This window comes from Ruegeria sp. YTSA075 (genome assembly GCF_059610245.1).
Map to the genome: position 1 here is coordinate 313144 of NZ_JBXWNG010000002.1, position 25723 is coordinate 338866.

Here is a 25723-nt window from a genome sequence, read left to right on the forward strand (position 1 = left end):
CATTCAGTGCAGGAAGCTGTCGCGCGTATGCCTGAATTGGTTGCGCGCCTGGCGATCCTGCCGGGGCGAGGCGCCAAACTGCTCTGTATATTGCCGCGACATTGAGGTTGGGTTTGTATACCCAACCGCCTGCGCAATGGATGTGAGCGAATCCTGCGTATAGATCACCAGCTGCCGCGCTGCGCGCAGGCGCAGCTGCCGGTAATATTCGCCAGGGCTTTTGCCTACCGCTTGGCGAAAACTGCGCTCCAGATGGCGGGCCGATACGCCAACTTGCTGCGCGATCTCTCGCGTTGTCAGTGGAAACTCAAGATTCTCGGAAAACAGCCGAACCGCATGTGAGACCACGTTTGGCAGATGATCGGCGGTTTCATCGGTTTGAAAGGTAGGGGTTTTCTGGCGGATGTTCGGGCTGCGGATCGCGGGATGCTGAAACCAGCAGGCCACCTCGGTCATGATTGCGTCACCCAGCGTGGTTTCGATCATATGCAAAGTCAGATCAAAGGCCGCTGCCGCGCCAGAGGCTGTAAAGCTACGCTGGTTCACTGCAATCACATCATCACTGACAGCGATCTGCGGAAACGCACTTTCGAACGCGGTGCGATAAAGCCAATGGACAGAACAGGTTTGCCCGTCCAGAACACCGGACTTGGCCAGTGGAAAGACCCCTCCACTGATTGCGCATAGTCTGGTGCCATGGCGCGACAGATAGCGCAGCTTGGCGGACACGTCATTCTGCGCATTGAATTGCCCGTCGGGCTCGGACAGGACAACAAGAAAATCAATGCTTTCAATGTCTTTCAGCGCGCCACCAGCTTGAAACTGAATGCCTGCGCTGCAATCGACCGATGCGCCATCCTCGGAATAGAGTGTCCAGACAAACAGCTTTCTCTGCGCGATTTCATTGGCCGCGCGCAGTGGTTCGATCACAGATGACAGGCAGGCCATCGGAAAGCTGGGAAGTAGAAGAAAACCGACAGAAATCTCATCACGCCCTTCTAAGCCAAGGTCTTTCAGGGGTGGCGCCGTCTGGGACATGTCAGCCTCCGTTGTTTGTAGCCGAGGGCTTCCCCCAAAGGATCATGCCTTTTTCAGAGCTAGATTCAAAAAACTCTCGGTTCAAGAGTATCTTCAAACAACAGGCCAGCAAGTGATGTATTACAGTGAAACGATGGCTGTGGGTTATGCGTCTGAAGTAAACAGCCGTTCCGCGATCTTTGTGGTGTCATCCAGATGCCGTTCAACCGCTTTGCGGGCGGCGGCTGGGTTGCCCGAAACAATCGCATCGCAAATCTGTTCCATATGAATGATGCCCGGCTGATCCCGGTCGCTCGACGACAGGGTCAACATGCGCAAACGGCTGATCCGGCCGTTCAGGCGCTGGACAATATCCCAAGCGATGTGATGCCCCGCGCCGTCAAAAATCTGGGAATAGAAATCTGCCGTGGCGCGAAACACAGCACCAGACGTGTTGTCCTTGAACCCACGTCTGAGGCGATCCAGCGCCTGGTTTAGTGCCTTTTCACGTTCCGATGTCATGTTACGTGCGCAGTTCTCGGCTGCGGCAGTTTCCAGCATGCGGCGGATGTCATAGATTTGACGTGCATCGTCCCAAGTCATGATCGCCACGATCGGTCCGCGCCCTGGCAGAATCTCCACCAGGCCCTCAGCTTCGAGATACCGGATGGTTTCCCGCACCACTGTCCGGCTGACGCCCAATTGATCACAAAGCGGACGTTCCACCAGCCGTTCACCTGGCTCGAACGCGCCTTCGATGATCGCCTCGCGCATCCGTTCTTGCACCATGTCGCGCAAGGTGGCCGGGGGGTGATCTATTTTCATCAGTTTCGATGCTGCCATAGCCAAAGCAGTAGCGGTTTGGCGATTTCCACACAAGGTATGATTGACAGGTGGTATGATGGTATACCATCTTCTTCTATATCGAATCGCAAGGACCAACCACATGCCCGCCGAAATCCGCAAAACCCTGCTGCATGTCGAAAACACCCTGATCGAAGGGGGGAAGGTGGCGGAAACCCCGCTGAAGATGATTGCTGCCGTTGCAGTCATCAGAAACCCCTGGGCCGGGCGCGGTTTTGTGGACGACCTAAAGCCCGAGATCCACGATTGCGCGCCGGGATTGGGTAAGATGCTGACCGATATGGTGCTGGAGGCTGCTGGCGGTGGTGACAAGGTCGAAGGCTATGGCAAAGCCGCGATTGTCGGCGTGAATGGCGAGGTCGAGCACGGCTCGGCCCTGATCCACACGCTGCGGTTTGGCAATTTCTACCGCGAGGCCGTGGGCGCGAAATCCTATCTGGCATTCACCAACACACGCGGTCCGGCCAATGCCGCGATGCAAATCCCGCTGATGGACAAGAATGATGGTGGGCGGCGTAGCCACTACCTGACCATTCAGCTGCAGGTGGCAGATGCCCCCGCACCAGATGAGATCATGATCGCATTAGGGGCCTCGATCGGCGGCCGACCGCATCACCGCATTGGCGACCGGTATCAGGATCTGAAGGAATTGGGGCATGACGTCGACAATCCTGCAGCTGTCTAAACCGTTTGGGCAGGTCTCATGCCTTGAGGCGGGGCAAGCCCACGCGGGAAAGCACGTACCACTGGTGCTGATCCACGGCGTTGGTATGCAATCCGCAGCCTGGGCCCCGCAGATCGAAGCGCTGTCGAACACCCATCACGTGATTGCATTGGATATGCCGGGACATGGAGGCAGTGATCCGATCTTTGCAAACTCGGAATTGCCGGACTTTGTTGCCTGGTTGGGTGCCGTGTTGGACGCGCTCGGGCTGCAGCAGGTGAGCCTGGTGGGGCATTCTATGGGTGCATTGATCGCGGGCGGTTTCGCCATTGATCACCCTGATCGGGTGGTGCGTGTTGCCCTGTTGAACGGCGTGTTCTGCCGCGATGCGACCGCCAGAGAGTCAGTCGTCGCGCGGGCCGAACAGATCAAAGCCGGATCATTTGACCTGGAAACCCCCTTGCAACGCTGGTTTGGCGATACACCCGCAGAACAAGCCGCCCGAAGGGATGTAGCTTTGTGGTTATCCGAGGTTAACATCGACGGCTACGCAACGGCCTATGGCGCGTTTGCCCGTGGTGATGCCCTGTATGCAGATCGGTTTGACAAAATCCGCTGTCCCATGCTGGCTTTGACGGGCGAAGGCGATCCTAACTCCACCCCGGCAATGTCGCAAGCGATGGCCAGCGCGACCCCCAATGGGCATGCTGTCACCATCAAAACCCACAGGCATATGGTGAACCTGACCGCTCCAGATGACGTCAATAAGGCGTTGGTTGACTGGCTTCATGTGCCCGCCGAGCAGGACGTGCTGACATGATTGAATTTGACCCAAGCACACTGGATGACCCGCGTGCCTTGCGTGCCGCCTTTGGCAGTTTCATGACCGGGGTGACCGTTGTCACCACTCACGACAGTGCGGGAAATCCGCTGGGCTTCACCGCGAACTCTTTCACCTCGGTCTCGCTGGACCCGCCCTTAGTTCTGGTCTGTCTGGCCAATACCTCCAGCAACTACGAGAGCTTCGCCGCAACGAAGCAATTTGCAGTTAACATCCTGTCCGAGGCACAAATCGAGGTGTCCAATACCTTTGCCCGCCCGGTCGAGGATCGGTTTGCAACCGTTGACTGGCAGCCGGGGCCCCATGGGTCGCCCATTTTGGGCGGCGTCTGTGCCTGGTTTGATTGCGCGATGCACAAGACGGTTGATGCGGGCGATCACCTGATCCTGATCGGTCAGGTCAAAGCCTTTGAACAGGATATCGCGCCGGGTCTGGGCTATGCGCGCGGGGCCTATGTGACCCCTGCGGCCGAGGCGCGGGCACTCAGCAAACGATCCGACATGGTGGTGTCCGCCCTGATCGAGCGGGATGGAAAAATCCTGCTGCAAGATGATGGGAACGGCCACCTGACCATTCCTAAAACAGATGATGTGGCGGGTGGTGCAAACGCTGCTCTGGCGCAGCTGATCCGGGACAGCGGCATCCATGCCGAGCCCGGGTTCATCTATTCTGTCTTTCAGGACGAAGCGCGCAAACAGCAACATATCTCGTTCCTGTGTCAGGCCGATAGCGGCAATCCGGCAAATGGTGTTTTCACCGAGATCACCGACTCGACCCTGATGGAAGTCTCTGACCCGGCACTCTGCACTATGTTGGAGCGGTTTGCGGCAGAAAGCCAGATCGGGAACTTTGGGGTGTATTACGGCAATGAGGTCAGCGGCGAGGTCAAGCCGCTGTCCGGCAGGAGGTAAAGGCGCATGAAATTCTCGCTCTTTGCGCATATGGAACGAATCTCGGAAGATCAGGACCAGAAACAGTTATATGATGAGTTCATCCAGCTGTGCAAAATCGCTGATGACGGTGGCATGCACGCAGTCTGGACTGGTGAACATCACGGGATGAATTTCACCATCGCGCCGAACCCGTTCCTGAATCTGGTCGATGTGGCGCGCCATACCAAAAACGTGAGGCTGGGCACGGGTACGATCATCGCACCCTTCTGGCACCCGATCCGACTGGCGGGTGAGGCGGCAATGACGGATATCATCACGGATGGCCGTCTGGATCTGGGTATCGCGCGTGGGGCCTACAGCTTTGAGTATGAGCGCCTGATGCCGGGTATGGATGCCTGGGAAGCCGGGCAGCGGATGCGCGAATTGATCCCTGTCGTTCAGAACCTGTGGCAAGGGGATTACGAACATAAAGGCGAGTATTTTGAATTCCCCAAAACAACCGCGGCTCCGAAACCTGTGCAACAGGATGGCCCCCCGATTTGGGTAGCCGCACGTGATCCGAACAGCCACGAGTTTGCGGTATCAAATGGCTGCAACGTGCAGGTGACCCCGCTGTGGAACGGCGATAAAGAGGTCACGAGCCTGATGTCCAAGTTCAACGACGCCTGCGCCAAGTTTCCCGACATCCCGCGCCCGCGCATCATGCTGCTGATGCACACTTATGTGGCCAGCGATGAGGCTGATGTGAAACAGGCGGCCGTCGAGCTGAACCGTTTTTATAACTATTTCGGTGCCTGGTTCATGAACAAACGCGAAATCAGACAAGGCCTGATCGATCCGCTCAGCGACGAAGAAATCGCGGCGCATCCGTTTTATTCCCCTGAAAGCATTGAACGCGATCTGGTCATTGGCACGGTTGACAGCGTGATCGACCGTCTGCGCAATTACCAGGCGTTGGGGTATGACGAATATTCGTTCTGGATCGATTCCAGCATGCCGTTCGAGCGCAAGAAAGCCTCGCTTGAGCGGTTTATCAAAGACGTCATGCCCGCGTTTCAATAGGTAGGTGCCGAAAGATGCAGCAGTTTCAACAGTATATTGGCGGTATGTTCTCGGATGGCGCGGAGCAGTTTGACAGTCTGAACCCGGCGACCGGTGCGGTTTGGGCACAGATGCCCGCAGCCAGCGCAGAAGATGTCAATTGGGCTGTTGAGGCCGCAGAACGTGCGTTTTTCTCGACCGAATGGGCCGGGATGACGGCAACGGCGCGGGGAAAGCTGCTGTACCAGCTGGCTGATCTAATCGCGGAAAACGCCCCGCGTTTGGCTGAGCTTGAAACGCGAGACACTGGCAAGATCATCCGTGAAACCGCGGCCCAGATCGCCTATGTGGCCGACTATTTTCGCTACTATGCCGGGCTGGCGGACAAGATCGAAGGCGCGCATCTGCCCATCGACAAACCGGATATGGAGGTCTGGCTGCGCCGTGAACCCATTGGCGTTGTGGCCGCTGTGGTGCCGTGGAATTCACAACTGTTCCTATCGGCGGTTAAAATCGGCCCTGCCTTGGCGGCAGGGTGTACGGTTGTGCTGAAAGCCTCTGAAGAGGGGCCAGCCCCGATGCTGGAATTTGCCCGCATCTTCGATCAGGCGGGCTTTCCGAAAGGCGTGCTGAACGTCATCACCGGAGGACCGGTCGTCGGCGCCACACTGACCAGTCACCCGAAAGTGGCGCATGTTGCCTTTACCGGCGGGCCAGAGACGGCGCGCCATATCGTTCGGAACTCGTCTGAAAACCTGGCCTCGACCTCTCTGGAACTGGGTGGCAAATCACCGTTCATCGTGTTCGAGGATGCCGATATCGAAAGCGCGGTGAATGCGCAGGTGTCGGGGATATTCGCGGCAACCGGGCAAAGCTGTGTGGCGGGTTCGCGGCTGGTAATACAGGCCTCGATCAAAGACGAATTCCTTTCACGGCTCAAAATCAAGGCCGAAGCGGTCGTGATCGGCGCGCCCGATGACATGGGTACCGAGGTTGGTCCGCTTTGCACCTTGCGCCAGCGCGATCACGCGGTCGACCTGATCCAGCGCTCAATTGCACAGGGGGCCAGGCTGATCACTGGTGGGCACCCGATTGACCGGGATGGCTTCTATTTTCCACCCACTATTATGGATTGTTCGGACGTGCCGGATGCTGATAGCCTGACAAACGAATTCTTCGGCCCGGTCCTGTCGGTTGTTTCGTTCGAGACCGAGGCTGAAGCCATCGCCATTGCCAACGATACACAGTTCGGCCTGGCCTCGGGCCTGTTCACGCAGAACCTGACACGTGCGCACCGCATGATCCGCGCCATTCGTTCGGGCATCGTCTGGGTCAATACATATCGCGCCGTCAGCCCCATCGCCCCGTTCGGGGGCCACGGCCTGTCCGGTCATGGGCGCGAGGGTGGCCTGCAAGCGGCGCTGGACTACACCAAGATCAAATCCGTCTGGCTGCGCACCAGCGACGACCCCATCCCGGATCCGTTTGTCATGCGTTGATCACGCGCGCGCCCAAACGTTCAGGCAGGTTTCTGATCGAATGTGATGACGAAACAAGCCCCTTCCTCGCTTGAACCTACGCTTAGTTCTGCATCGACCGCCTCGGCGGTAGCTTTAACAATGTTCAGGCCCATGCCAGTGCCTCCGCTTTCCCGGCGTGTTGTGAAAAAGGGTTGCAGCACTTTTTCAATATTCCCCTCACTGATCCCCGGCCCATCGTCGTCGATACAAAGTGCAGTCTTATCACCCGCTTGATTGACGCTCAGGCGCACACGGCCTGCGCCATGCTGATGCGCGTTTTGCAACAGATGGGTCAGCATGATCGATAGGGTGCTTTTGTCGACCGGCAGAGGCTGGGTGCTGTCTTCAATCTCCAGCGCCAGTTGTGGAAAGGCCTGCCATAGCTCGGGCGCGAGATCGTCCAGACAACAGGTCCCGGTCAGGGCGCTTTGATCGGCCAGGCTGAAGGCGCGCATGTTGGATAGCAAATCTTCCATCCGTGTGCTGCTATTGTCCACGGCATCCAAAAGCCTGTGCTTTTGGGATTTGGGCAAATCATCATCGCGCAACAGCTCGGCCGCGCCCTTCAGCGCGGTGAGGGGCGATTTCAGCTCATGAGTCACATGGGCTGTATAAGTCTTGAGCGCATCCTGCTTGCTTTGCAGACGCTCGGTCAGGGATTGAAAGCTGCGGCTCAGCTCCTCGAGCTCAAGTGTGCCCAGTTGATCTGGCGGCTCCCATGGTTGGCCGCCATACCCGGCGGATTGGCTACGTTGGATCAACAGGCGAATGGGCTGCGTGATGAAGCGCCAGAAAACATAGCCGATCAGAGCGGTCGACAGCGCAACAAAGGCGGCGGCCTTGATCAGATTGAACCGTTCGCCATAGAGAAAGCGGAAGATATGGTTCGGGGTTCGGCTGAGATAGACCGCGCCAATCAGCGTCTCGCCACTATAAACTGGCATCGCCACAAACACCCTCACCCGCGCGCCGCGGCTCAGAGTATAGAGGGCAGGGGGCCTGTCCTCACGCAGCCGGGTCCGCGCGACCGAGGCTGTTTCGCCTGACAAAGCAAGCTGCACCTCGGTTACATGGCCCAGTCCTTTGCCGATCTCGGCAGTACCGGCAAAGACATTGCCGTCGGTGTCCAGAAACCGATACCCTGCTAACGTGCGCGCTTGTGCAGCGTCCGAAATACGGGTCAGTGGCGCAGCGATCGCCTGATACTCGCGCCCAGACGATGCGGATACCTGTGTGGCATCCGGGCGCGGTGGAAGGATCGTTTCACGATTGACCGACAGGGACGGGAAAACAGGATCATAGGTGATGTTTGATGCCGCGTCGGACGATTGAGATGCTGTTTGCTCGGCATAAAGCTCGGCAAAGGTGGCAGACATCACCGCCGCTTGGGACAGCAGGCTTTCTTCGGTTTGTTGCACCAGTTGGCTGTCGTAGAACCGAAACAGGATCAGCCCGGCAAAGGGCAGACACAGGACAATCCCCAGCACCAACAGAACCACAGTCCAAAGCCGGGGCCGCCATCTGCGCGCTAACTGGGTGTGCATGGGCCCATCCTGAGGCCGACACCATGCACAGTCACGATCCCTTCGGCGCATCCGACAGCTGTCAACTTGGCCCGTATGTTGCGGATATGACTGTCGATGGTCCGATCCGAGACATGGATGTTGTAGCCATAAAGCGCATCCACCAGTTGTGCGCGTGACAGAACGTGATCAGGACGGGCCATCAACGTGGCCAGCAATCTGAATTCTGACCCTGTCAACGCCACGTCAGTCGCGCCAAACCGACAGAGATGACGGTCTGGGTCAAGCGTCAGTTCGCCATGTGTCAGCCCCTGCTCTGGCGGCGGATTGGATGATCCGGTGCGTTTCAGGATGGCCCGGATACGTGCCACAAGTTCGCGCGGCGAGAATGGTTTGGTCAGATAGTCATCAGCGCCGATTTCCAGGCCGACAATCCGATCAACCTCATCATCTCGCGCCGTCAGGAACAGGATCGGCACATCCGAGGATTTGCGGATTTCGCGGCACACTTCCAACCCGTCTTTTTCGGGCAGACCAATGTCCAGAACGATCAGGTCAGGGTTTTCTGTTTGGCTGCTTTGGATCGCTGTGACCCCGTCGGTGGCAAACAGCGTCTCGTAACCGGCTTTTTCAACCGCGATCCCGGTCACGTCCAGGATGTTGGGGTCGTCATCGACGACAAGAATGCGAGAGGGCATCAAACGCGGTCCTTTAGATGTGTTGCTGATAATAGGCTTGGATTCGCCATGTCCGAAAGCCCCATTCACGCCACGTGTCGATACGGTTTCGGTTTAGCGCGTAGCGCATCGGTCTGCCACACAGCTGTTGGTTGGTCTCAAGCTCGTAGGCGTGGATGGTGGGATAAGCATCGGTGCCCAGGTTGCAAACGTAGTAGTCATCGCGCAAGGCTACATCGCCGTGATGCAGGTTGTAGTTGGCAATGATCGCAGCAAAATTTACGAAGCAACAGACATATAATGTGACCAGTGTTGCCACACAGCACCGCCGCAGTAGCCAGGCGCGGGTTTGACCCAGGTGGATTTGCAACAGGGTCAGAACCAGCCCAACCATCACCAGCGCCATCCAGATGAAGGCGGCGACCCGCAAATGGGTCAGTGCGTAAGCCTCAACGTAGAATTGCAATCGAAAGGCCGCAGTCACCACCAGAAACACATTCTGCGCAAGCCACAAATAGACCAGCACCCGCAGCGTTGCGTCGGTTTTGATCATGGAATGGGTTGCCAGCGTAAACAACCCTGCCAGCAAGGCGGTCACGACCAAGGGATAGGCGCCCCGATGGGCATAGGTTGCATAGCTCATCCCCTCTGGTAGCGCCACGCCACCGGTTAGGATACCGAGGTCCATGACCGTTTGCACAAGAAACAGAAGATTGAACAGCATCAGCGAGTTGCGCACAGATGCCGGGTTGATCAAGAAAGCGGATCGGGCAGGCCCGGCCATCGGAGCAACAGGTTGGCGGGTCCTTGGACCCAGCCACGGGTCGCTAAGGTTCAGATAAGGCCAGATCAGACAGGCACATATGCCCCAGAACAAGACCCTTAGCCAGAACTCTCTTGCTAGCAGATACCCTGGATCAAGCGCCTCAATCACGTTTTCAAGCACCGGGTTCGCACTGGCCAATAAGGCCAGAAACACCACCCCCATGATCAGCGGCAACAGCAGTGACGCTGCGTGGTTGCGCAGGCCCGTGCCCAAGTTGACATCGTGTTTTTCTGACAGAACGTCTCGGATCAGTAAAGCAGCGCCAATGGTCGGCAAGCGGAACGCCAACCGCATTGCTCCGCCTTCGTTCGACTTCCCGCCATAGATAACCCAAACCGCCAGACAGATAACGCCGCCCAGGCTGAACAGCATCGACAGGAATTGCAGATCAATCGCCACCGGCAGATTGCACAAAACGGCAAATCCGATCGCCCAGATCCATTCTAATCCGCTGGGCCGTTCGCGTTTGGCAAACATGATCGCAGCTGACAAGACCAGCGCAAACACAGCGACAGAGATGCCCAATGGTTGCTTCCAGAACAACCAGTCCGCCAGCGTGACCAGCGCCGCCAGCAACGGGATTGCATGCTGCACACGAACCAAGCTGAGCAATGGGCCATCCGGCTTTGTGCTGCGATGGTGATCCCCTTGTGGTGTGATGATCGTTTCCAACCACCATGCATCGCGTTTGATGCGGTCCGGAACGCCTTGGATGATCAGTTCCTGCCTCATGTTCTGCCCCTTGATTGCCAGTCTGATTGTCAGCAAACCTGCCCGTGCCAAATGCAGCTTTGCCAATCCGTGTGCGTAGGGATCGAGGGGCTTTCGTGCAGGTTTCGTGCAGGCCGGGGATGATAGTTTGGCCAGCGCAAACCCGGGCATCCTGACCTTGGCTTACAGCAGAATCGGGATCGATACGGGAACAGCGAATAGCGTCGATACATAAGTCACTAAAATTTAGTGAATTGACGTTCGCGTAACTTAAACTCTGGAAATTTCCTGTAACTTCTGCAAGATACGTCGACACGTTTGGAAGTACGCTCTTCCAATAATATGGATTCGGTGGGGTATTGCCGATATTCTGGCGCAAAGAGCGAGCGTCAGCAGGGGGACATTAAAATGGGCGAGGGGTCATGACAAAACTTGTCACCCATTCAACCCGTCTTGGGAAAGTCCTTGCCCAGGCCGGGCTGGAAGAGTTTTTACCCCGTTTTGCTGAAGAAGAAGTCTCGGATGACATTCTCGACGATCTGACCGACCCTGATCTGCGCGATCTAGGCCTTACAGTTGGTCAGCGAAAGCGCTTTCGCCAAGCTCAGATCGCATTGAAAACACTGGATATTGCGGACGACCCCCAGGTTTCCCGCGTGGCCGAGCGGCGCCAATTGACCCTGGTGTTTTGCGATCTGGTGGGGTCAACCCAACTGGCTCAGCGTTATGATCCAGAAGAACTGATGCAGATCATGACGCTGTATCTGGATACCGCTATCGGCACGATGAAGCGGCATGGTTGCCATTTGGCGTATCGCCAGGGCGATGGGATCATGATGTATTTCGGCTACCCCAAAGCGATGGAAGATGATGCCGAACGCGCGGTCCGGGCCGTGCTGGAAACCATCGAAGCCGTACAGAATCTGGATACGACATTCGGCGAAAACCTGAATTTGCGCGCGGGTATTGCCACGGGCCTTGTCGTTGTGGGTGTTGTCACCTCAAAAAGCCTGGGCACCGAAGACTTTCTTGTCGGTGAAACTGCAAACCTGGCCTCGCGCCTGCAAGGCCTTGCCAATCCGGGCGAGGTAATCGTTTCTTCGGAAACGCAGCAGCTGACCAAAGGCACGTTCGAATTCGAGCCGCGCGGCAGTCACGAACTCAAAGGGTTTCAGAACGAACGCACCGTGTATCGCGTGGTGTCCGAGACACTGTCATCCAGCCGCTTTGATGCGCGTTCAGGGCCATCGGCCGTGACGCTGGTTTCTCGACAGAACCATCTGTCAACGCTGACGGACCTGTGGGAGCGTGCCAAGGCTGGCACGGGTCAATTGGCCTTTGTTGGCGGTGCGCCGGGAATTGGCAAATCGCGTTTAATAAAGTCACTTTCCGAGACGCTGGGCACTGAACCCATTACGTTGCAATGTGTGCCGCATCTGGCCAGTTTGCCGCTGCATCCGCTTCAGGGAAAGCTACGCAGCCTGTCACGCCATGGCTCTGATGAAACAGACATTCGCGCTGCGATCTCGAAGTTTGCTGAACGCTCATCCCGACTGACCGAAGCGGATGTTCCCCTGTTGGTGGACCTTGCAGGCCTCGCCACAGAAGCTCCAATCGAATCCGACCCGATGAAAAAGGCGCGCATGTCTTTGGACATGTTGATCCGATGTACGGCCAGCATCTGCGACTACAACGGCTCGATGCTGCTGGTATTGGAAGATGTGCATTGGGCGGACGCCACAACACTGGACGCGCTGGATGCGCTGTTCGGCGTTTTGGAACAATTCCCGATCCTTGTGGTCATGTCACACCGCCCTGAATACCAACCGCCCGAGCATTTCATCGGTCGGGCAGAGTTCATCGACTTGACCCCGCTGGGCAAAACCGAGGCCTCTGAACTGGTGCGTCGCGTAGCGGAACCGCGCAGCCTGCCGGTGATCCTGATCAGGCAGATCATCGAAAAGGCGGACGGCGTTCCGCTTTATATCGAGGAAATGACCAAGGCCGTTCTGGATCAGCTGCCACAGGACGCGCCGATCGATACCGCTGTTCTGGATGCCCTGAGCATCCCGACGACCCTGCAAGATTCGCTAATGTCACGTCTTGACCGCATGGAAAATGCGAAACCGATTGCACAGCTTGGATCGGTGATCGGCCGCAGCTTCACCGCGCCGATGATCCGCGCCGTTGCACCGGATGACACAGATGTCGATTCCGCGCTTATACAATTGATGGCCGCTGGGCTGGTACTGGCCACAAACAAGGCAGGCACTGCCACTTACACCTTTAACCACGCGCTTGTTCAGGATACCGCCTATAGCTCACTGCTGCGTGATGACCGTGAGAAGATCCATCTGAAGATTGCTCAGGCCCTGTTGGACGGCAATAAGGCCTTTGGCACACCCGCCCCGGATACGGTTGCACACCACTGCGATCTTGGCGGGCTGAACGATGAGGCGGTGACGCATTGGATCACTGCCGGGGAACAGGCCCTCTCGCGGCTTGCGAACCTGCCTGCCATCTCCGCCTTCCGGGCCGCACTGCGGAACATCGAAACACTGCCAGGTGCCGCCGAACGGGATGGGCTGGAATTGCGCGTTCAAATGAACGTACTGCCCGCCTATATGGCGATCTACGGCTGGTCCTCGGATCAGGTTGCCCAAACCGCGGCGCGCGCCATGGAACTGGCGCGGGCACTTGGCGATGGCGAAACGCTGTTTGCGGCCACTTTCTGCCGCTGGACCCATTTCTTCGTAGCTGGCGAAATGAATCGAGCGATGGAAATGGGGCAGGCGCTTGATGGAATGGCAAGTGTTGCCAAGGATCCTGTGACCAACGTTCTTGCAGCGCGCGCACTGAGTTTCACGCACTATTTCCAGGGTGATTTCGAAGCATGCCAAGCTCAGGTTACCCGGGGGCTTGATCTGATCTCGCCGGAACTGGATGCGGCGACGCTTCCGATGACCCAATCCTCGACCGCTGCATCCTTGCATGCGATCCGGGGTTGCCTGTTGTGGCAATTGGGCCAGTTTGACGAGGCCGAAGCCGCCCGTCTGGAATCGATCGAAATTAGCCGATCCCTGAAACACGCACCCAATCTGGTTTACATCATGGGCGCCTGTTCAATGTTCCTGCCCTATGCGGGTGAATGGGAACGGATGGACAAAACGATGAAAGAAGCCCGCCAGATCGCGGATGAAGAAGGGTTTCTGTATCTGCATGCGATGCAGGACATCTATATGGGCCTTGCGCAGGCCGGAATGGGCGATGTCAACGGCGGCGTGACGCGGGTTGAGACCTATATGGACATGGTCTCGAACGCGGGTGGCAACTTTACCTTTCCGCAAAATCAGATCGTTTTGTCCGAACTGCAAATCGATCATGGCCATATCGAACCGGCCCTGGACCGGCTTGAACGTATTTGCCAACCCGGATGGACCCGAGGAGAGCTGCTAAACAAACCTGAATATCACCGCGTCCGGGCTAAGGCCTTTGCCGCCCTGGGTGACATAGACAAAGCTATGTCCGAGGCGGAAACTGCGCTACAATTGGCCAAAGATACTGGTGCCATTGTATTAGAAGATCGTGCCCGGCGGCTGTTGGAAACGCTGAGCGCTGAAACAACAATTGATAAAGCTGCCAATATTATTTGAGCAGTCCCAACAGGAGGGATTTTTGATGACCGAAGCACTTGATTGGAGTCAGGAGCAGTGGAGTACTGTAAGTCAGGTTGTGCATGATGAGGCGCTGCGCGCACGCGTTGCAGCCAGCTTTCTGCCGCTCTATGGCCCTCTGCCCGCCGACACCCAGGCCGTTCCCCTGAACAGTCTTGAACTGTCCCCATCGCCGGGTGGGGCCGCCAAGCGCTTTGTGGTGAATGACTATGACACAACCCGACTGTCGACGGTGTCAGTCAATGTTTATCTGAAAAACGCCCAGATGTCGGATCCTGAATTGTCTGCGGCACAGATCATGTTTCGCCGCGCAGCAGCCGTTGTTGCCCGCGTCGAAGATCAGATCATTTTCAACGGCCAACCGGGAACGGGTAAAGGCCCGACCCCAGTAGGCCCCGAGAAACTGCCCGAGGTCTATACCGTCAGCGGTGGTGGCAAGTATGATGGCCTGTTGCAAGAAGGGGCAAAAAACCCGACCACCGGCACCAAAGCCGGAGCCACACCCACCGGAGACGAGGTCTTTCAGGCGGTTGTTGCAGGGATCAACAAACTGGAAACCGAAGGACATCTGGGGCCGTTTGCCTGTGTGATGGGCAACACCCTGTTCCGGGCGATCACGACGCCTTTGCCAAACTCGATGGTTCTGCCGCGCGACAGCATCCTGCCGTTCCTGGATGGTCCGCTGCTGCGCTCGAGCGCCATTCCAGAGGACAAGGCCATACTGGTCTCGCTGCAGGGTGCACCGATTGAGATCGTGGTGCCATCGGATATCTCGGTGAAATATCTGCAAACTTCGGCCGATGGTGACAATATCTTCCGTGTGCAGCAGAAATTCCGCCTGAGGGTCAAAGAAGGCGAGGCCGTCACCACAATCTCGTTCTGATCTGGACATGGTCATGCGGGAGTTCACCGATAAAGGGGTTACTCTGCGTTGGTCCGAGGCGGTCACGCAGGTGGCCAGTGGTGTACAACGGGTTCTGGTTGAGGCAGGACCCGCCGTGTCATCACATGACACGCTGCGTCTGATCTTCTCGGCAAACGGCGGGCCTGAACGCGCGGTCCGAGGGTGGCCTGTAGGCTGTGATCCGCAGACTGGAATGCAGCAATTTGCGGCAGCGTTGCCAATGGCCATGAAAGGGCACCCTTTGGCATGGCGACCGGTTCTGACCGCCAGTGGGCGAGAGGTCGACCCTGGCCAACAGACGATAGCAAAGCCAGAAGCCGCCAAGATAACAAAGGCGGATCAGCGGTCACCATCTCTGGAACATATAGCGCATTTTGTTGTGCCCTTTGAGGCGAATTTCCATGCAACGGGCGAAACCCCGGATGGTGTTTGGCTGCATTTTGCCATCCGCGAAGGCGGCACCGTGACGGGCCCAAAGCTGAACGGTACAATTGAACCCGTTGGCGGTGATTGGATGCAGGTCCGTCCGGACGGCGTTGGTAATCTGCATGCCAAGGCGATGATCAAACCCTCAGATGGTGACGCGCCAATCATGTTCGATGACAGCGGCATTTGTGACTTTGGGCAATCTGGATTCGCTGCGCTTTGCAAGGGGCAGTTGCCCGCCACGGCCCCTGTGCGCATCGCGTCTCGATATCTGACGTCAAACGCGCGCTATACCTGGTTGAACCGGGTGCAGGGATTTGGGATTGGGCAGGCCAGCCTGTCTGATGTGACTCTACGGTTTGACGTCTATTCCGCGAAAGGAACATCCGATGGCTAAGAAGGTCGTCATACTGGGCGGAGGCATCGGCGGGATGAGCGCCGCGCATGAGCTGATCGAACGTGGCTTTGAAGTTGAAGTTCACGAACGCCAGCTGATTGCGGGCGGCAAGGCGCGCAGCATCCCCGTGATGAAAAGCGAAGATGATCGCGGGTCAAAGGCCAAGCATATCAAAGCATTGCAGCAATGGGTTGATATGGACGGCGCTGATTTCCCGCCCGGCGTCAAACGCCCATGGCTACCTGGGGAGCACGGGTTCCGGTTCTTTCCAAATTTCTACCGGCATATCACCGATACCATGGCGCGCACGCCCTATTACGACAAGGGGACTTGTTACGACAATCTAATGCCGACAACACAAGTTCTTGTCTGCCAGTTTGACAAGCCCGGCATCATCGTACCCGAGCGGTTTCCGCGATCTTTGAAGGAATTCGCCGACGCGCTTAAGACCTTTGCCTATACGATATCGCCTCGGGACCAGATTGGTTTTGAGGACGTAGAGCATTTCCTAAGTTGCATGTGGCGCATCGCAACCTCATGCAAAGAGCGTCGGGATGACGAATATGAGCGTACCGGTTGGTGGGATTTCATCGGTGCCGACGACCGATCGGAAGCATACCAGAAATTCCTGGCCATCGGCCTGACGCGATCCCTGGTGGCGGCCAAGGCGAACACGGCCAGCACAAAGACCGTCGGCGACATCGCCATCCAATTGCAGATGGGCATTGCCACACCCGAACCCCATTGCAACCGATTGCTGAACGGGCCGACCAATCTGGTTTGGATACAACCCTGGCTCAACTATCTGGAAAGCAAAGGGGTGGTCTACAAGTTCGACTCGAAAGTGACGGGGATCGAATGCCAGGACGGGCGTATTGTCAGCGCGACGGTCGAACGCGATGGGCGGCAGGAAACCGTGACCGGAGATTGGTTCATCAGCGCCTTGCCGATCGAACGGATCGCCCCACTTGTTACCCCTGCCATGACCGCCATAGACCCCGCTTTGGCCAAGCTGAAACTGCTGGCTGAAAATGTTCAGTGGATGAATGGCATCCAGTACTATCTGACGAAAGAGGTCGAGCTGACTCATGGTCATGTGATCTTTATCGACAGCCCATGGGCCTTGACTGCTGTATCGCAGAAACAGTTCTGGCCCGGTATCAACTTCGAGAATTGGGCCGAGGGTAAGACCAAGGGCTTGCTGTCCATCGATATCTCGGAATGGGACAAACCAGGCTTGAACGGAAAAACCGCGCGCAACTGTTCCCGCGATGAGATTGCGGAGGAGGTCTGGGCACAACTCAAACGCAGCCTCAATGTGGATGGCCAAACCATTCTGCGGGATGAGGATATGCACTATTGGTTCCTCGATCCCGATATCGTTGCCGACCCTGAACATCCCTCTCGTATGACCAATGTCGAGCCTTTGCTGGTCAACCGCATCAACACATGGCGCCTGCGTCCGAATGCTGCCACGTTGATTCAGAATTTCTTTTTGGCGTCTGACTATGTGCGCACCTATACCGATCTTGCCACGATGGAAGGCGCGAACGAGGCTGCCCGGCGTGCCGTCAATGGTATCCTGCGGCGCTGCGGATCGGATGCGGAGCGCTGCAAAATCTGGGACCTGCACGAGCCCGACATCCTGCGCCCGTTGCGCGCCTATGACTACGCGCGATATCAGGCTGGCTTGCCTTGGGACGAGAGATTTTCCGAGGCGGTTCAGGCCTCGTTGCGGTCTGTACAGGATACAACCGGCACAACCGGCGGTGGCGAGGGACCGTTGGCTGCGGTGGGACCAGCGGCCGGAGAGTACTCGAAACCCGGTGGAATTGTCGAAGAACCTGCTGTAGCAGACGCGCTACGGATGGTCTGCCCCCCAGAAGCATTATACGATCTGATGGCGTCTTATGTACCCGGCGTCGACATTCCGATACCCGGTGCTGAACAGGCCGAAACGGCGGCCCTGGATGTCGTCGGAAACAGTGCCGAACCCTCATCGCTTCCCGGGGTAGACCGGGTGATGGGGACGTCTTTGAATTCAAAGTCTAACCCAAAGGGCGGCGTTGCAGGCGGCACAGCGGGTCGCAAAGTCATTATCACGCAGAAGGGCTGAACCGGTGGGCGCATCAACCGCGCAATTGGACCCGGCGGCGACGCAGGGCTTTTTGGAACAGCTGACCCGATATGGGGATCAGGCGCGTCAGGCGTTGTTGGGACGTTTGCCCATGACCGAACCGCAGGATTATCTGTACGGCCCGATGCGCGACTACATCGAAACCTCTGGCAAAGGTTTGCGTCCCGCGCTGCTGCTGGCCACATGCGAGGCGTTCGGCGGCAAAACCGATGACGCCATGGTCTCGGCTGCGGTACTGGAACTGCTGCACAATGCCTTTCTGATCCATGATGACATCGAAGATGTCAGCGACTTCCGGCGGGGCAGAGAGTGCATGCACAAACGTCTTGGCGTGCCGATGGCCATCAATACCGGCGACGGTATGCAGGCGATGGCCTTGCGTCTGCTGCGCGACAATCTTGACCCTCTCGGCCCTGAAACCTCGGCTCGGGTTCTGGATGAGTTTGACCACCTTCTGATGCAATCTATCGAGGGCCAGGCGATTGAACTGGGCTGGATTCGAGACAACCGGCTGGATGTGACCCCAGCCGACTATCTTAACATGTGTCTGAAAAAGACCTGCTGGTACAGCTTCATCCATCCGATGCGGATCGGGGCGCTGATAGCGCGACCAGAAGATGTCGCCTCGGGCAAGCTCAACCTGGACGATTTCAACGCGTTTGGCTTCTTTCTGGGTGCTGCCTTTCAGATTCAGGATGATGTTCTGAACCTTGTCGGCAGTCAGGACAAATACGGTAAGGAAATCGGCGGCGATATCTACGAAGGTAAACGGACCCTGATGCTAAGCCAGCTGAGTCAACATGGCGAGACCCGCGAGAAAGACCGGCTGATGCATTTTCTGTCCAATCCCAGGCAGGATCGCTCGGCTCATGATGTAGATTGGGTTTTGGATCGGATGCATCACTATGGCTGCGTCGAATATGCACAACGGGGAGCTGACGATCTGTTGCAATCCGCCCGTCAGGAGTTCGAACAGGTCTTTGCAGGTGCCGAGGGCGGGCCGCGCGCCTTCCTGGGTCAGTTCATGGATTATCTTGTCGCAAGACAGGTCTAGCGGACAGGATCACCCGTCCACAATCTCGAAAATCACCACCATCGCGGATGTCTCTGACCCAAAGCTGTGAACCCGCCCGTGATAACGGCCCGGTTCAGCCAGGTCATGCACCGTTAGTATGACGCGCACTTCGCCCACTTCGCCCGGTGCAAGCCGCACCGCTGGTGGGTCGACACGCAGTCGATCTGCCGGGATCACGGCGCCTTCTTCATTGGTCAGGTCCCCCGGTTCAAACCGCAATTCCACGGTTTCTCCATCAGCAGGGGCCGCGATGGACAGAACAATTGTCCCTTTGCTGCCTGGGGTACAAACTGTGCGGCATAGAAAGGGTCCGTCCAGAGGTAGTTTCTGACCACTTTCTGCATCCAATACGCGACGGGCCAGTTCAGATATCGGCGTCTGATCCAACATGGGCGCGGTCGGAGAGACGGCGTCAATCATGCTGGCATAGGGTTTTCGCTCAAAATATGGCATGTCTAAATGTGCACCGGTTGCGGCGCTCAGTAAACAGGATTCTCACTGAAATGGCTTGGCAATTGCGGTTTTCTGACAGGCCCTATCAGTCTGATTAGACTTTCGCCGCGCCACCTACCGAAGCTCTTCAACGGTGACTTTGCCGCTCGGGCGCACATCGATCTCAAAATGACGCGCCTGCACAACATCCTGCACGGCAGGTGGCACAAAACAAACCCAGTTCTCATGACCCGGTCGGCGTACACTTTGGTATCGGATACCCACGCGCGCAACTGCAGGCCCTGTCCGGCGGACATACTCGCCAAACCGTTGAGGGGTAGGATAGGTCGCATCATCGGGGTCATGAAATTCGGGGTGTTGACCAAATACATCGACAAAGGTTCCTACCAACCGCGCCTCATACTCCCGATAGGCTTCGCGCTTATGGGTCAAACCAGACAAGGCGATTTCCTTGCGTAGACCATTTGCAACCTCAAGCACCGAAGTTATCAGGTCGGTTGCGGCATACCATGCACCCAAAACCGATGAGGTAAAGCGCATTCCCGTGACCGATCCGTGCAGAAACGAGGACATGACAATACTGGCATTCGGTCGGCCATAGACCCATTGCGACCGATCCAGCCGCGACAAGCGCGTGGCCACCAGCCGGTCATTGGTCCAACCTTCAAGCTCAAAGATATCAGCCAGATCGTCCTCGCTGGTCACGGCCTCGAAGGCTGGAACAGGGGGAAACCGGGTTGGGATGATGCGACGAGTGTGTGTTGGGGCTTGCACGCCGGGATAGGCGGTCAGGTTCCAACTCACAGAAAGACCACATCGTCTTCGGTAACCGGCTCAAAACTGCCCTCGGGCACACCATGACCCATGTCACCCCCGCGCCAGGCATCCAGATACCGGCGCACATTCATCATCCCGTCCTGCCCGCCGCCGACGATCAGTTCCAGGGGCGAGGACCCGGCAAAGATCGTGCCCTGATGCGGGTTGCTCAGCCATTTCACGGCCTGATCCTGATCCAGAAACAGGATCGACAGGGCCTTGTAGATTCCCAGAACAGCTGAAATGCGCACCAGTGTGTCAAAGGGCAAAGAAATCGGTTTGTGATCCAAAGCTTTCTTGATCCAGGCATGATAGGTTGATCGACCAGGATACCCCAGCGCCGCGATCCTTTGTGCCTCGCTCAGCCCCCAGGCTTCGGCGATGTTGCGAAATGTGCGCAGCCCTGGCCCGCTGAGACGTGCGCGATCAGCCGCGCCGACCGGGATCAGCCGCGGGGCAGTAGTAGTATCCTGCGGCAAGGTTGCGATTTCCATGGCCCTATTGTCCTTTATTGGATGCAATGTCTATATATAGACAAGGTGGTCAAATATCAACAATCTCACGCGTTGACCACGCAGGCCAGTTTGCCTATGCCGAATAGGCTGAAGGGCGCAAAAACAGCGACATTGGACAGTGTCTTGAAAAAAACCAGCCTTCTGGACCATGCAATACTGATGATCGGGGCGGCTGTGATGACCGGTCCGATTGTTGTTTTGGGCTGGCAACTGGTGGCTAGTGTCGGGGCGGAACAGCTGGGCGCGCTATTCACGAACCTCTGGGTTAACGGCGTCAGTAGCAATGCGATCGGCGCAGGCGCGATGCTGTGGAATTCATTAGTTATAGCCCTTGGAGTCGCCATTCTGAAATGCTCCGTTTCCATGCTGGCGGCCTATGCATTGGTCTTTTTCCGCCTGAGATGGAACAACCTGATCTTTGGGGCAATTCTGATGGCGATGTTCTTTCCCATCGAAAGCCGAATGCTACCAACCTTTGCCGTTACCAGCGATCTTGGGCTACTGAACTCTTACGCAGGGATGATCCTGCCGGTTACCGCCAGCGGCCTGGGCGTGCTGGTCCTGAACCAGTTCCTGCGGCAGATCCCGGTGGAATTGATGGAGGCTGCCCGAATGGACGGGGCCGGGCCAATGCGTTTCTTGTGGGATACAGTGCTGCCCTTGTCCCTGCCGATGGTTGCCGCACTGTTTGCGATCCTGTTTGTATTTGGCTGGAACCAATATGCCTGGCCAATCATCATCACAACAACCAGTCTGACCCACAGTACACTGGTCAGCGGGATGACCTATGCCGGGGTAGGCAGCCCGTCCGGAATGGCGCTGGCCTTGATGGCCTTGGGGCCACCAGCCCTTATCCTGTTGCTGGTTCAACGTCAGCTTGTGCGCACCCTGACCGCCGGAATTCACTAACAGCGAGGCGGCTTAGTTCAGAACCAGATCAGCGCGGCAAGAGTTTGATAGAATGCGTTTTGCATTCGGGATGTCATTGGCGAATGCCCGATCTCTGGCGGCGTCCGGGGATAGACCATGATCCAACCAGCGTTGCTGCAGCCGCGCTTCAAGCGTTTCCAGATCAATATCGAGGAAAACGCTGAGCGCCCAATGCTCGGATAAATTGGACCAGCCGGGTTCTTGTAGCAACAAGTAGTTGCCTTCGACCAGAACAAGCCTCTGGTCGGGTGTCACTAGCCCACGGGCGGCAATGGATTTGTCGATCTCACGGTCGAATTCCGGAACGGCAACCTCACCCTCAGTCACCAACCGGTGCAACAAGGCTTGAAACCCCGCAACATCAAATGTCTCAGGGGCACCTTTGCGAGGAAGCAGATCGCGGGCGGAAAGAATGGCGTTATCATAGTGAAACCCGTCCATCGACACGAGGCCTGTGGCGATCCCTTGTTGCTGCAAAAGATCACGCGTCAGGGCCGCTACGGTTGATTTACCCGCCCCCGGCGGACCTGCTATTGCGGCCAGATTTCGCGTTTGCCTCTGCGGCAACGCCCGGACCGTATCAGCAATACGGTGCGCCAAAGCCGACGCGCTAGAGCGGTCGTTGCTCACGCCGCCATGCCTTCACTCGAGGGTTCTTTGGCGCCGGTCATGAAGGCCACCGCGTCCGACATTGTGTAGTCTTTGGGATCAATGACACAAAGCCGTTTACCAAGACGATGAACATGGATGCGGTCGGCGACCTCAAACACATGGGGCATGTTATGGCTGATCAAAATGATCGGAATGCCGCGCGATTTCACATCCTGGATCAGTTCCAGAACCCTGCGGCTTTCTTTGACTCCAAGCGCCGCTGTGGGTTCGTCCAGAATGATGACCTTCGATCCAAAGGCTGCCGCCCGCGCGACGGCGACGCCCTGACGCTGACCGCCCGACAGCGTCTCAACCGCCTGATTGATGTTCTGGATCGTCATGAGGCCCAGTTCGCTCAGCTTGTCGCGTGCGAATTTTTCCATCGCGGGTCGGTCGAGCATGCGAAACAGCGACCCCATCGGGCCCTTGCGACGAATCTCGCGCCCCATGAACATGTTGTCGGCAATCGACAGGGCAGGGGACATGGCCAGTGTTTGATATACCGTTTCAATCCCGGCTTCGCGCGCATCGATGGGCGACTGAAACTGGACCCTCTGCCCATCCAACCAGACATCGCCCTCGTCCGGGGTTACCGCCCCAGAAACCGCTTTGATCAGCGTGGATTTACCTGCACCGTTGTCCCCGATCACAGCCAGAATCTCACCCGGCATCAGGTCAAAATCACACTGGTCCAGTGCTGTGACCTTGCCGTAGCGTTTCACAAGGTTGCGTCCTTTGAGAATGGGTTCCATCAGGCTGATACCTTTCTGATCCATTGGTCGACCGCGACCGCTGCAATGATGAGAATACCGATCAACAGGAAGGTCCACTGCGCATCCGCTCCGAGCAGGCGCAGACCTAGCGTGAACACCCCAACGATGAGCGCCCCGAATAGCGACCCCAAGATCGAGCCGCGCCCGCCAAACAGAGAGATGCCCCCGATCACAACCGCCGTGATGCTTTCGATATTGGCCAATTGGCCCGAGGTTGGCGAAACAGAACCGATGCGACCGATCAAGGCCCAGCCCGCAAAGGCGCAGATTAGACCGGATAGCATATAGACGGACATCAGGGTGCGATGCACGTTCACGCCAGAAAGTTCAGCCGCTTCGGGATCATCGCCCACCGCATAAACATGTCGCCCCCAGGCCGTATGCCTGAGCGCGTAGGCCAGCACCAAAATCAGGACCAGCATGAAGATCACACCGACGGTGAAAACCGCCCCACCGATATTGAATTTCTCACCAAAGATCTGAAGGATCGGAGCGTTCGCCTCGATATCTTGCGACCGGATTGTTTCGTTCTGCGAATACAGGAAGTTCGCGGCCAGAATGATCTGCCACATGCCGAGTGTTACGATGAACGGTGGCAGCTTGACCCGGCTCACCAGATAGCCATTGATCGCTCCGATGGCTGTACCAACGGCCAATCCGCAGAGAATTGCAACTGAGGGCGGCAAGCCGTACCGAAATGTAAATTGCCCCATCACCACCGATGACATGACCATGATCGCGCCCACACTCAGATCTATGCCTGCAGTCAGGATAACCAGGCTCTGTGCGGCGGCGACGATGCCGACAATCTGCACCTGTTGCAGGATCAGTGTCAGCGCAAAAGGTGAGAAGAACTTCGACCCAAGCAACACACCGAATATGATAATGGCAACCACAAGGACGATCAGTGGAACAAGCGACGGGTTTATATGCAAAAAGTGCTGAACCGTCCCGACAAAACCCCGGTGATGATCTTCAAACTCAGCGACCTGTTCCGGGCTGCCCTGTGCGGCAGATTCGAAATCATCGGAGTGTCGTGGCGTATCGGACATAAATGGATCCCCCAAGCGTCAAGAGCCCGTCTGCGGACCACTTTAGCAAGTTTTTGGGTGAGAATGTGATGAGATGGCAGGAGGCCACTTCGCAGCCTCCTGCATGATCAGTTTAACCCCAGCAGAGGTTCATGCCTTCTTCGACAGAGATGGACTCGACCCCATCGGCGGCTGCGCCCGTGACAAGCGCGACTCCGGTGTCAAAAAAGTCTTTGCCCGGCGTGTTTTCAGGCTTCACACCCTCATCGGCCCATTTCTTGACAGCTTCAACACCAAGCGAGGCCATCAGCAACGGGTATTGCTGCGATGTTGCGCCGATCACGCCATCCGCCACGTTCTGAACGCCGGGGCAACCGCCATCAACAGAAACGATGAGCACGTCATTCTCGCGCCCAATGGCTTTGAGCGCCTCATACGCGCCCGCGGCAGCTGGTTCGTTGATCGTATGGACCACATTAATCGTCGGATCCTTGGCCAGCAGGTTCTCCATCGCGCGGCGACCACCTTCTTCGTTACCAGCGGTCACGTCGCTGCCAACCAGACGCGGGTCATCCTCATCACCGATCACATTTGGGTCGGCCAGATCAACGCCAAACCCTTTTAGGAAGCCCTGATTGCGCAGCACGTCCACTGTTGGTTGGCTTACAGCCAAATCCAATGTGGCGATTTTGGCGTCATTTGCGGCATCGCCCAGCGTTGCCTTGGCCCATTGGCCAATCAGAAGCCCGGCCAGGAAGTTATCAGTAGCAAAGGTCGCATCCGCTGAATCGATAGGCTCAAGCGGAGTATCCAACGCAATCACCAGTACACCTGCATCGCGCGCTTGCTGTACGGCGGGTACGATCGATGAGGTGTCCGAGGCAGTCAGCAAAATGCCTTTAGCGCCGTCCAGAATGCAGGTTTCAATCGCCTGAACCTGGGTCTCGTGGTCGCCATCCACCTTACCCGCGAAGGCCTTGAGCGTCATGCCAAGCTCTTCTGCTTTGGCAGTTGCGCCCTCTTTCATCTTCACAAAGAAGGGGTTGGTGTCGGTCTTGGTGATCAAACATACGGTGGTATCAGCAAACGCACTACCCGCCGTGACGGTCAGGGCCATTGCTGTCGCGCCTGCGAAAGTCGCAAGTTTCATGAAGTATCCTCCCAGTTTCTCCCATGCCGTGTTGGCATATGCGCAATCGTCCGGGTCGGGCCCGATCACACCCGAAAATCATCACAAGAATCTCAAAATGAGTCAATAAATAAATCACTCTTATTTATTATTGACAGAATGACCGCTTATTCTCATCCTTTGACAGGGGAGGACTAGCCGTGTCTGTTGAGGTGCCACAGGGCAGCACGCCTTT

General features: G+C 57.0%; 23 protein-coding genes. 11 read left to right on the forward strand and 12 right to left on the reverse strand.

Annotation, left to right across the window (positions count from 1 at the left end; translation table 11 throughout):
- Window positions 1–3: 3 nt before the first annotated feature.
- Window positions 4–1038, reverse strand: a complete 1035-nt coding sequence (locus AC2FGE_RS04630) for a GlxA family transcriptional regulator (protein ID WP_496818030.1) — start codon at window positions 1036–1038, stop codon at window positions 4–6.
- 144 nt (window positions 1039–1182) lie between these two features.
- Window positions 1183–1842: a GntR family transcriptional regulator gene (locus AC2FGE_RS04635; protein ID WP_496818031.1), complete on the reverse strand. Its 660-nt coding sequence runs from the start codon at window positions 1840–1842 to the stop codon at window positions 1183–1185.
- Between the two features lie 121 nt (window positions 1843–1963).
- On the opposite strand from AC2FGE_RS04635, the gene AC2FGE_RS04640 reads away from it, so the two are divergent.
- From AC2FGE_RS04640 to AC2FGE_RS04660, 5 genes are read left to right on the forward strand one after another with little or no spacing between them, the layout of a single operon-like run.
- Window positions 1964–2566 carry an amino acid synthesis family protein gene (locus AC2FGE_RS04640; RefSeq protein WP_480544699.1) on the forward strand — a complete coding sequence of 201 codons (603 nt, stop codon included), beginning with the start codon at window positions 1964–1966 and terminating at the stop codon, window positions 2564–2566.
- Entirely contained in the window at window positions 2538–3365 is an 828-nt protein-coding gene (locus tag AC2FGE_RS04645) for an alpha/beta fold hydrolase (RefSeq protein ID WP_496818032.1), read from the forward strand. Before AC2FGE_RS04640 ends, AC2FGE_RS04645 begins: the two co-directional genes overlap by 29 nt.
- Entirely contained in the window at window positions 3362–4297 is a 936-nt protein-coding gene (locus AC2FGE_RS04650) for a flavin reductase family protein (protein WP_496818034.1), read from the forward strand. The genes AC2FGE_RS04645 and AC2FGE_RS04650 overlap by 4 nt, the downstream gene beginning before the upstream one ends.
- A 6-nt stretch (window positions 4298–4303) precedes the next feature.
- The gene (locus AC2FGE_RS04655; protein ID WP_496818035.1) at window positions 4304–5341 is read left to right on the forward strand and encodes an LLM class flavin-dependent oxidoreductase; all 1038 of its coding nucleotides are present in this window, start codon (window positions 4304–4306) and stop codon (window positions 5339–5341) included.
- A gap of 14 nt (window positions 5342–5355) precedes the next feature.
- The gene (locus AC2FGE_RS04660) at window positions 5356–6819 is read left to right on the forward strand and encodes an aldehyde dehydrogenase (RefSeq protein WP_496818036.1); all 1464 of its coding nucleotides are present in this window, start codon (window positions 5356–5358) and stop codon (window positions 6817–6819) included.
- Window positions 6820–6839: 20 nt separating this feature from the next.
- On the opposite strand, the gene AC2FGE_RS04665 is transcribed toward AC2FGE_RS04660, so the two are convergent.
- Genes AC2FGE_RS04665 through AC2FGE_RS04675 form a run of 3 tightly spaced genes read right to left on the reverse strand, consistent with a single transcriptional unit; the run spans window position 6840 to window position 10664 of the window.
- Window positions 6840–8384, reverse strand: a complete 1545-nt coding sequence (locus AC2FGE_RS04665; protein WP_496818037.1) for a sensor histidine kinase — start codon at window positions 8382–8384, stop codon at window positions 6840–6842.
- The gene (locus AC2FGE_RS04670; protein WP_496818038.1) at window positions 8369–9061 is read right to left on the reverse strand and encodes a response regulator transcription factor; all 693 of its coding nucleotides are present in this window, start codon (window positions 9059–9061) and stop codon (window positions 8369–8371) included. The genes AC2FGE_RS04665 and AC2FGE_RS04670 overlap by 16 nt, the downstream gene beginning before the upstream one ends.
- Before the next feature lie 13 nt (window positions 9062–9074).
- Window positions 9075–10664: a DUF4153 domain-containing protein gene (locus AC2FGE_RS04675; protein ID WP_496818039.1), complete on the reverse strand. Its 1590-nt coding sequence runs from the start codon at window positions 10662–10664 to the stop codon at window positions 9075–9077.
- Window positions 10665–10999: 335 nt separating this feature from the next.
- Between AC2FGE_RS04675 and AC2FGE_RS04680 the strand changes: the two genes are divergently transcribed.
- The 5 genes from AC2FGE_RS04680 to AC2FGE_RS04700 are packed head-to-tail and all read left to right on the forward strand — an operon-like array spanning window position 11000 to window position 19169.
- The gene (locus tag AC2FGE_RS04680) at window positions 11000–14230 is read left to right on the forward strand and encodes an adenylate/guanylate cyclase domain-containing protein (protein WP_496818040.1); all 3231 of its coding nucleotides are present in this window, start codon (window positions 11000–11002) and stop codon (window positions 14228–14230) included.
- 25 nt (window positions 14231–14255) lie between these two features.
- On the forward strand, window positions 14256–15134 hold the full coding sequence (locus AC2FGE_RS04685) for an encapsulin (RefSeq protein ID WP_496818041.1): 879 nt from the start codon (window positions 14256–14258) through the stop codon (window positions 15132–15134).
- A gap of 13 nt (window positions 15135–15147) precedes the next feature.
- Window positions 15148–15978 carry a DUF3237 domain-containing protein gene (locus AC2FGE_RS04690; RefSeq protein ID WP_496818042.1) on the forward strand — a complete coding sequence of 277 codons (831 nt, stop codon included), beginning with the start codon at window positions 15148–15150 and terminating at the stop codon, window positions 15976–15978.
- Entirely contained in the window at window positions 15971–18094 is a 2124-nt protein-coding gene (locus AC2FGE_RS04695) for a hydroxysqualene dehydroxylase (protein WP_496818043.1), read from the forward strand. Before AC2FGE_RS04690 ends, AC2FGE_RS04695 begins: the two co-directional genes overlap by 8 nt.
- Before the next feature lie 4 nt (window positions 18095–18098).
- The gene (locus tag AC2FGE_RS04700; protein ID WP_496818044.1) at window positions 18099–19169 is read left to right on the forward strand and encodes a polyprenyl synthetase family protein; all 1071 of its coding nucleotides are present in this window, start codon (window positions 18099–18101) and stop codon (window positions 19167–19169) included.
- 9 nt (window positions 19170–19178) lie between these two features.
- Here the strand turns inward: AC2FGE_RS04700 and AC2FGE_RS04705 are convergent, their stop codons facing one another.
- From AC2FGE_RS04705 to AC2FGE_RS04715, 3 genes are all read right to left on the reverse strand, one after another.
- Window positions 19179–19610 carry a hypothetical protein gene (locus tag AC2FGE_RS04705; protein WP_496818045.1) on the reverse strand — a complete coding sequence of 144 codons (432 nt, stop codon included), beginning with the start codon at window positions 19608–19610 and terminating at the stop codon, window positions 19179–19181.
- Between the two features lie 147 nt (window positions 19611–19757).
- Window positions 19758–20447, reverse strand: a complete 690-nt coding sequence (locus AC2FGE_RS04710) for an RES family NAD+ phosphorylase (RefSeq protein WP_496818046.1) — start codon at window positions 20445–20447, stop codon at window positions 19758–19760.
- Window positions 20444–20953 (reverse strand): MbcA/ParS/Xre antitoxin family protein, encoded by a 510-nt coding sequence (locus AC2FGE_RS04715; protein ID WP_496818047.1) that lies wholly within the window; start codon window positions 20951–20953, stop codon window positions 20444–20446. Before AC2FGE_RS04715 ends, AC2FGE_RS04710 begins: the two co-directional genes overlap by 4 nt.
- 144 nt (window positions 20954–21097) lie before the next feature.
- Here AC2FGE_RS04715 and AC2FGE_RS04720 point away from each other — a divergent pair, with 144 nt between their 5' ends.
- Window positions 21098–21883: an ABC transporter permease subunit gene (locus AC2FGE_RS04720; RefSeq protein ID WP_496818048.1), complete on the forward strand. Its 786-nt coding sequence runs from the start codon at window positions 21098–21100 to the stop codon at window positions 21881–21883.
- Between the two features lie 12 nt (window positions 21884–21895).
- On the opposite strand, the gene AC2FGE_RS04725 is transcribed toward AC2FGE_RS04720, so the two are convergent.
- The 4 genes from AC2FGE_RS04725 to AC2FGE_RS04740 form a co-directional block, all read right to left on the reverse strand.
- Window positions 21896–22534, reverse strand: coding sequence for a nucleoside/nucleotide kinase family protein (locus AC2FGE_RS04725; RefSeq protein WP_496818049.1), 639 nt, complete (start codon window positions 22532–22534; stop codon window positions 21896–21898).
- Window positions 22531–23307, reverse strand: a complete 777-nt coding sequence (locus AC2FGE_RS04730) for an ATP-binding cassette domain-containing protein (RefSeq protein ID WP_496818050.1) — start codon at window positions 23305–23307, stop codon at window positions 22531–22533. Before AC2FGE_RS04730 ends, AC2FGE_RS04725 begins: the two co-directional genes overlap by 4 nt.
- Window positions 23307–24380 (reverse strand): ABC transporter permease, encoded by a 1074-nt coding sequence (locus AC2FGE_RS04735; RefSeq protein WP_496818051.1) that lies wholly within the window; start codon window positions 24378–24380, stop codon window positions 23307–23309. Before AC2FGE_RS04735 ends, AC2FGE_RS04730 begins: the two co-directional genes overlap by 1 nt.
- A gap of 112 nt (window positions 24381–24492) precedes the next feature.
- Window positions 24493–25509 (reverse strand): sugar ABC transporter substrate-binding protein, encoded by a 1017-nt coding sequence (locus AC2FGE_RS04740; RefSeq protein WP_496818052.1) that lies wholly within the window; start codon window positions 25507–25509, stop codon window positions 24493–24495.
- Between the last annotated feature and the right edge of the window lie 214 nt (window positions 25510–25723).